This is a genomic window from Kitasatospora sp. NPDC036934 (genome assembly GCF_055608425.1).
Window position 1 is genome coordinate 26799 of the sequence record NZ_JBVJQR010000049.1, and the last position, 6557, is coordinate 33355.

Genomic DNA, 6557 nt, shown 5'->3' on the forward strand with positions numbered 1-6557 from the left:
AGCATCTCGCGGTTACGAGCGGGCAGCCTGCGGACGCCACCGACGGTGCAGTTGCGCCGCCGCCCGCGGAAGAAGGGAGAGGGTCGCGCCCAGCAGGAGCGCGTACTGGAGCGGGAACTCGGTGGCGGCGAGGAACGTCAGCGCCGTCGCCGCCCGCTCGTGCGGCCCACGCAGCCAGGCCGCCCGGAGCTCGGGCAGGCGGGCGAGCGCGAGTTTCGCGCCGACGACCACCAGCAGGGCCCCGATCACCGGCAGCGGGATCAGGCCGACCGCGCGGCCGCAGGACGCGACCAGGACGGCCAGGGCGACTCCGGAGGCCGCGCCGGTCCAACGGGTCCGGGCCCCGGCGGCCACGGCCACCCCCGTGCGCGAGAGCGAGCCGCCGACCGGCATCGCCTGGAAGAACGCCCCCGCCATATTGGCCGCGGCCTGGGCGAGGACGTCCCGCGTACCGGCCGCCCCGTGCTCGCGGCCGCTCCGGTCGTGGCCGGCCTGGTCGCCGGAGATCCCGGCGGCCTGGGCGAGGGCCACCAGCGCCACCGCGAAGGCCCCCGGTGCCAGTTGGACCAGCACGCCCCAGACGGGCAGCGACAGGTGCGGGAGCCCGGAGGGGACGGCGCCGAGCGATGCGGCCAGCGGCACCGGCGCCGACCAGGCCCGCACTCCCGCGCTCCCCACGACCAGGGCGATCAGCACCGCGTGCGGCCTCGTCCGGTGGAGGCGGTGGGCCAGCAGCCACACCGCGACGGTCGCCGCCGCCGTCCAGGCCGCCGCCGACGACCACCCGCCCGGGTGCGCTGCCCACCCGGCGATCCGCAGCAGTTGATTGTGGTGCCCGGCGCGGTAGCCGGTGGCGTCCGCCAGCGCGCCCGCGACGATCTGCACGGCGATGCCGACCGCGAACGCCGCCATCGCCCCGCCGCACACCAGCCGCAGCGCCGACCCCAGTCGCAACAAGGCGAAGACGGCCATCGCGACACCGACCGACAACGCCAGTGCGGCCACGTTCGCCCCGTCGGAGGGATCCAGGCGCGCCTCGGTGAGCACTTCCTGCGAGGTCAGCGCGATCGCGCTGGTCAGCGTGGTCACCATCAGCACCGACCGGCACAACAGCGCGCCGACGACCGCGGGGACCACACCCGCGTACAGGCCCGCCGCCGGATCGAACCCGGCGATCGCCGCGTACGCCATGCCCTCGGGCACGCTGAACAACGCCACGATCACACCCGCGCGCACCTCCCCCGCCCACACCCCGGCCCGCCTCCGCCCCGGCCCCGGCCCCGGCCCGGGCCCGGGCCCGGCGCAGGCCTGGCCGGGCAGCAGACACACCCGCGGGTCGGACCGGTCCGTGCCGGCCTCGTTCACCTGGTCCACACGGTCCTCCCGGACGAGCGGGCACGGCGCACCCCACCCCCGACACGCCGCATACGTACAGTCACCTGAACGCCCAGGGTGCTCGCCCGCACCGCCCGAACGGCCGACACGACACCGCCATGTCCACCGTTCGGGTGCTCCTTCCCGACAAGCACCACCGGACGAGACCACGTGCCGTAGGGCACCGCCAACCCGCGTCCACGCACGGACGACCGCGGCCCGACCCCGACATGGTCAGGTTGGCACCATGACCAGCCCGACCGCCGACACCAGCACCCGCCCCGACCTCGAACAGCCCGGTCTCGACGCGCGCCTGCTCACCGACGCGTTCCGCCTCCGTGACCGGCCCGACCGGCGGCAGGTACTGCAAGGCCGGGTGCGGCATGCCGCGAGGGACATCGGCTGCGGTCGCGACCGTGCGTACCCGGACTCCGTCACCTCGGTGGAAGGGGTAGTCCGTGTAGCCGCCCTCCCCGCCGCCGTAGAACGTGGTCGGGTCGGCCGCGGCCCGAGGCAGGTTCTCCTGGTAGCGGCGGACCAGGTCCGGGTCGGCCAGGACGGGTGCGACGAAGGCGACCGGGTCGGCGTGCCCGGCGTTCACGGCCATCTGGGCTCGCGCGAGGTCGTCGCCGTTGTCGGCGATGTACGCGCCGACGAACCTGGTCCGCAGCGCGCGGTAGTCGACGACGGCGGTCTGCGTGGTCATGTCGCCCTCCAGGACGTGCGCGTACGCCAGGCCGCGTCCGCTCGGCCAGTTCGGCGGCGCGGCGGAACCGGCCGACGACTTCCGGCAGTTCGGCTGCTTCGAGCGCGCGGGGCGTCACGAGGTCCTGCGGGCCGGTGTAGGGACGGCCTGGCCGACGGGGGCGAGCGTGGAGGGGCCACGGCACCTGCCCGTCCATCAGGTCCGGGTGGGCGTCGGGCGGTGTCCGAGGGCGTGGTCGTGGTCCTGACGTTCGACAGAGTCGGGCGGGATCGGCTGGGCGGCGGCTGCGGCGGCTTCGTGTTCGGATCCCGGGCGACAGGCGATCGGTGGGCGGCCGGGGCGGGGAGGATCTCTGGCGGCCGTTCAACGCTGTCGGTGGTTGGCGCGTATACCCCGTACGACAATGCCGAGGGCCGAGGAGCGACATGGCTGGATGGTGCGGTTCGGACGCGGGCGGGAGTTGCGGTGGCTAGTGCACCGTGGCGGGCGCGCCGCCCCCCTGTGCCGGCGGCGCGCCGGGAGTCGGATTCCCTGTGCACGGAAGCCGATGTCCAGAGGGCCTATGACCAGTACGGCGGAGAGCTGTTCGGCTTCGTCTTCAGGGCGCTGGGCGACCGGCAGCTCGCCGAGGACGTGGTCCAGGAGGTCTTCGTCCGGGGCTGGCGGTCGTCCGGGGCGTTCGATCCGGGCAAGGGCAGCCTGCGCACATGGCTGTTCGCGATCGCGCGCAATGCCGTGGTGGACGCCCTGCGGCGGCGTGGAGGCCGGGAATCGGTGCCGCTGGAGGTCTGGGGCGTCGAGGGCGACGGCCCGGTCCCGCACGACCCCGTCGACCAACTGCTGGAGAGGATCCAGCTGGAGGAAGCGCTTGGGCGGCTGAGCCCGGAGCACCGGCAGGTCGTGGTGAGGGTCTACTTCGGCGGTCAGACCTGTGCCGAACTTGGCAAGGAACTCGGCATCCCGGCCGCGACGATGCGTAGCCGGTTGTATTACGGCGTGCGCGCCCTGCGGCTGGTACTGGAGGAGAACGGATGGCTGGCGCCATGAACCGCGACTGTCCCGCTGTCCGTCAAGAGCTGGCCGAGCGAATGCTGCTCGGCCAGCCGCTGGACGAGGCGGCTTCTCGGCATCTGGACTCCTGTCCGGAGTGCTCCCGCGAGGCGGCGGAAATCCGTGATGTGGTCCGCACCTTGAACCGCGCTGCTCCCGGCAGCGCCAAGCTCGGGCCGGGTGTCCACGGTGAGCCTCTCGCGCCGTTGCCCGGCCTCGGGCACCGGATCCGCGGTGACGTCGGCCGGGGCATCAGGGTGCGTGCGGTCAGGCGCCGCATCGCGGTGGGCGGCGCCGCCATGGTGCTGGCCGCAGCGGCGGTCCTCGTCCCGGCGGTGGCCGTCGACCACGCCCGGCCCCGGTCCGTCGCAGCGGTCTCGCTGTCTCGTGAAGGACAGATGGTCACCCAGCCGTGGGGGACCGAGGTGCCGGTGGCGCTGATCGGGCTGGACCCCGGGCACACCTACCGGTTGATGACCGAGGACTCGTCCGGCCGTCGCATGCCGGGCGGGAGCGTGCGCGCCGCGACGGACGCCACGTTGCACACCCGGATCATGACCGCGATGCCGCGCGAGGCCATCGCCGTTCTGCTCGTGGAGGACGAGAGCGGCCGCGTGACCGGCAGGGTGCAGGTGGCCCCGCCCCCCTCCGCCGCCGCCGCGAGCGTCTGACCGACCCGCAAGTACCGACCCGCAAGTACCGATGCGCAAGTCCTGCTCACCGGCTGCCGCAGCGCGCCAGTCGGACGAGCCGTCATGCCTGAAATCAGTCGATTCATGGAGAAGATGATGAAATCCGTGTTCCGTGCCGCCTTGTTGATGGCGGCTTCCCTGGGAGTGGGCGCCGCGGCATCGGCCTCCGGCGTGCAGGCGCATGCCGGAGCCCCGGCGCCGGCCCCCGCCGCGGTGTCGGTGCCGATCCCCGTCTCGGGAAACGACCGCGTCTACACGGCGGACCAGACCTCCAACACCGTGACGGTGATCGACCCTTCGACCAACACCGCGCTCGGCACCATCGCACTGGGCGACCAGCGGCTGGGCGGCACGCTCAGTCCGCAGTACCTCGGCGACGTCGGCGTGCACGGCCTGGCGGTGTCGCCCGACCACCACCGCCTCGCCGTGGTCAGCGTCACCACCGACACCGTCGACATCGTCGACACCGCCACCAACAAGGTGGTCAGCCGCACCGATGTCGGCCGCGCCTCCCACGAGGGCAGTTTCACCGCCGACGGCAGGCAGTTCTGGGTCGCCGACCGCGGGCGGGACACCGTCACCGTGGTGGACGCCGTGCACGGCGGGGTGGTCACCGATCTGCCCGTCGGCCAGGGACCGTCGAAGGTGGTGATGAGTCCTGACGGCAAGTGGGCGTACGTCAACCACATCAGCCTCCCCGAGGTCACGGTCGTCAACGTCGCCTCCCGCAAGGTGGTGGACCGCATCACGGGTCTCGGGGACGCCTTCTCCTCCGACGAGGCGATCTCCCCCGACGGAAGGGAACTGTGGGCCGCCCACAAGCGCGCCGGCAAGGTCAGCGTCATCGACCTGGTCCACCGCAGGGTGACGGGTGTGATCCCCACGGGCCCCGACACCAACCATCCGCAGTTCGTCGACAACGCCACCGGGTCGTACGCCTACCTGACCGTCGGCGGACTGGACCAGACCTGGGTCTACCGCCGCACCGGAGGCGTACCCGCCCTGGTCACCAAGATCGACAACCACGGCCACGCCCCGCACGGCATGTGGCCCAGTGGCGACGGCAAACGCCTGTACGTGGGCCTGGAGAAGTCCGACGAGGTGGATGTCATCGACACGGCCGCCAACACCGTGACCGACACGATCAAGATCGGTCAGGAGCCGCAGGCGGTCGTCTACGTCCCGAGGGCCGCGCCCGCCGGTGACGCGTCCAACCTCGGCCGCCAGGGGCTGAACCAGGGGGCCGGCGACGTCGCCACCGTCCTGCCCGACGGCACGGCCGGCGACGCGCTCGACCCGGTCAGGGGCCGGACCCTGGAGGCCACCGTCCGCCCGGTCAACGGCCTCGCCATGATCCAGCTCCAGGCGCGCAACCTGCAGCCCGGCACCACCTATCAGGCGTACTCGGACGAAGCCGGGGGCCGCCAGGACGCCATCGTCTCCTTCACCACCGATGCGAACGGCAACGCCCCCATGGTCCTGGCGTTCAGCGCCTTCGACGGGCGCAGCATCTCCATCGCGGTGAAGGGCGCCGCGCCCGCGCGAGGTGCGGCCGCCCCGCTGGACGGCATGCACGCGGGCAACGCCGTCAGCGCCGCCGACCTCGTCTACTGCGACTGCTGTTGACCACCCAGCGCGATCCCGAAGGAGTGCTCATGGCCCGTCGTACCGGACGGCATCGTGTGACCCTGGCCGCGGCCGCCGTCGGTGCGGCGGGAGCGGTGCTCCTCTCCGCCGGACCCGCCTCGGCCCACGTCCGGGTCTACGCCGACGGAGCCGTACCCGGTCAGCCCGTGACCCTGCGGTTCAGGGTCCCGAGCGAGAAGGCGGACGCGACGACCGTCCGCGTCGAGGTCTCCGTGCCGGCCGGCCTCGGTGTGACCGAGCTTCCCCCTGTGGCCGGGTGGGAGGAGCAGACCGTCGCCCAACCCGGGAACGGAAGCCGTCTGATCTGGACGGCGACGGCCGGGCACGCGATCCGACCCGACGAACACCAGCTCTTCGAGGTGCGCGTCGGACCCCTGCCCCACGCGGCCTCCTTGAGGTTCGAGACGGTGCAGACCTACTCCGACGGCTCGGTCGTGGACTGGGGCCAGGGGCAGGCAGGTAGCACCGAGGCGCCGTTCCCTGCGCCCGTTCTCCTCCTTGAACCCGCCGCCGGCTCCGCCGATGGGACCGCCTCCGGCTCCGCCGGTGGGACCGCCGCCAGCCCCACCGATGGGACCGCCTCCGGCTCCGCCGGTGGGACCGCCGCCAGCCCCACCGATGGGACCGCCTCCGCCATTCCCCGAGCGCCCGCCCGGGCCCTGGGCGCGCCGCCGCAGGGAACCGTTCCCAGCCGAACGCTCCTCGGCGCATCGGGAGTCCTGGTGGCCGCAGCCGTCCTCGCCGCAGTGAGGATGCGGGGCACGCGGCGAGGGAGGCGGGGTCTGTGAGCCGCCATCGGCCGGTGTGCACCTCGTGCACCTCGTCACCGTCGCATCGGCAGCGACGATCGGCACCGTGCTGAGCTGCGACCCGACGCCGCGGGCCCGCCCGCCTGGCCGTCGACCCGGCGGGGTCGACGGCCCGGCGGGCGGGCCGCCCTGGTGGGCAGGGCCTAAGCGGTTGGGGCGCCGGCGAGCTGGTGCCGGATTCTTGCTACCGTGCCGTGAAGGCTCCGACCTTGAAGTCGGTGCCGCAGACGCTGAAGACGCCGCCCGGCGAGCCGTTCGCCTTCATCACGTTCACCGTGG

Annotated in this window: 6 protein-coding genes; 4 read left to right on the plus strand and 2 right to left on the minus strand. The window is 73.3% G+C overall.

Annotated elements, in window-relative coordinates; translation table 11 throughout:
- Positions 1 to 12: 12 nt before the first annotated feature.
- Positions 13 to 1545: a SulP family inorganic anion transporter gene (locus tag ACZ7BZ_RS36995; RefSeq protein ID WP_470362199.1), complete on the minus strand. Its 1533-nt coding sequence runs from the start codon at positions 1543 to 1545 to the stop codon at positions 13 to 15.
- Positions 1436 to 2080, minus strand: a complete 645-nt coding sequence (locus ACZ7BZ_RS37000; protein ID WP_470362200.1) for a hypothetical protein — start codon at positions 2078 to 2080, stop codon at positions 1436 to 1438. Before ACZ7BZ_RS37000 ends, ACZ7BZ_RS36995 begins: the two co-directional genes overlap by 110 nt.
- 231 nt (positions 2081 to 2311) lie before the next feature.
- On the opposite strand from ACZ7BZ_RS37000, the gene ACZ7BZ_RS37005 reads away from it, so the two are divergent.
- From ACZ7BZ_RS37005 to ACZ7BZ_RS37020, 4 genes are all read left to right on the plus strand, one after another.
- Positions 2312 to 3127 (plus strand): sigma-70 family RNA polymerase sigma factor, encoded by an 816-nt coding sequence (locus ACZ7BZ_RS37005; protein WP_470362201.1) that lies wholly within the window; start codon positions 2312 to 2314, stop codon positions 3125 to 3127.
- Positions 3112 to 3801, plus strand: coding sequence for a hypothetical protein (locus ACZ7BZ_RS37010; protein WP_470362202.1), 690 nt, complete (start codon positions 3112 to 3114; stop codon positions 3799 to 3801). The genes ACZ7BZ_RS37005 and ACZ7BZ_RS37010 overlap by 16 nt, the downstream gene beginning before the upstream one ends.
- A gap of 126 nt (positions 3802 to 3927) precedes the next feature.
- A complete protein-coding gene (locus ACZ7BZ_RS37015) occupies positions 3928 to 5448 on the plus strand; it encodes a beta-propeller fold lactonase family protein (protein ID WP_470362203.1) in 1521 nt (506 codons plus the stop codon).
- A 29-nt stretch (positions 5449 to 5477) separates the two neighbouring features.
- Positions 5478 to 6257 (plus strand): DUF1775 domain-containing protein, encoded by a 780-nt coding sequence (locus ACZ7BZ_RS37020; protein WP_470362204.1) that lies wholly within the window; start codon positions 5478 to 5480, stop codon positions 6255 to 6257.
- Positions 6258 to 6557 lie beyond the last annotated feature (300 nt).

Coding starts and splice junctions, on each gene's coding strand:
- ACZ7BZ_RS37000 (WP_470362200.1), bottom strand. CDS start 2,080: ATGACCACGCAGACCGCCGTCGTCGACTACCGCGCGCTGCGGACCAGG.
- ACZ7BZ_RS37010 (WP_470362202.1), top strand. CDS start 3,112: ATGGCTGGCGCCATGAACCGCGACTGTCCCGCTGTCCGTCAAGAGCTG.
- ACZ7BZ_RS37020 (WP_470362204.1), top strand. CDS start 5,478: ATGGCCCGTCGTACCGGACGGCATCGTGTGACCCTGGCCGCGGCCGCC.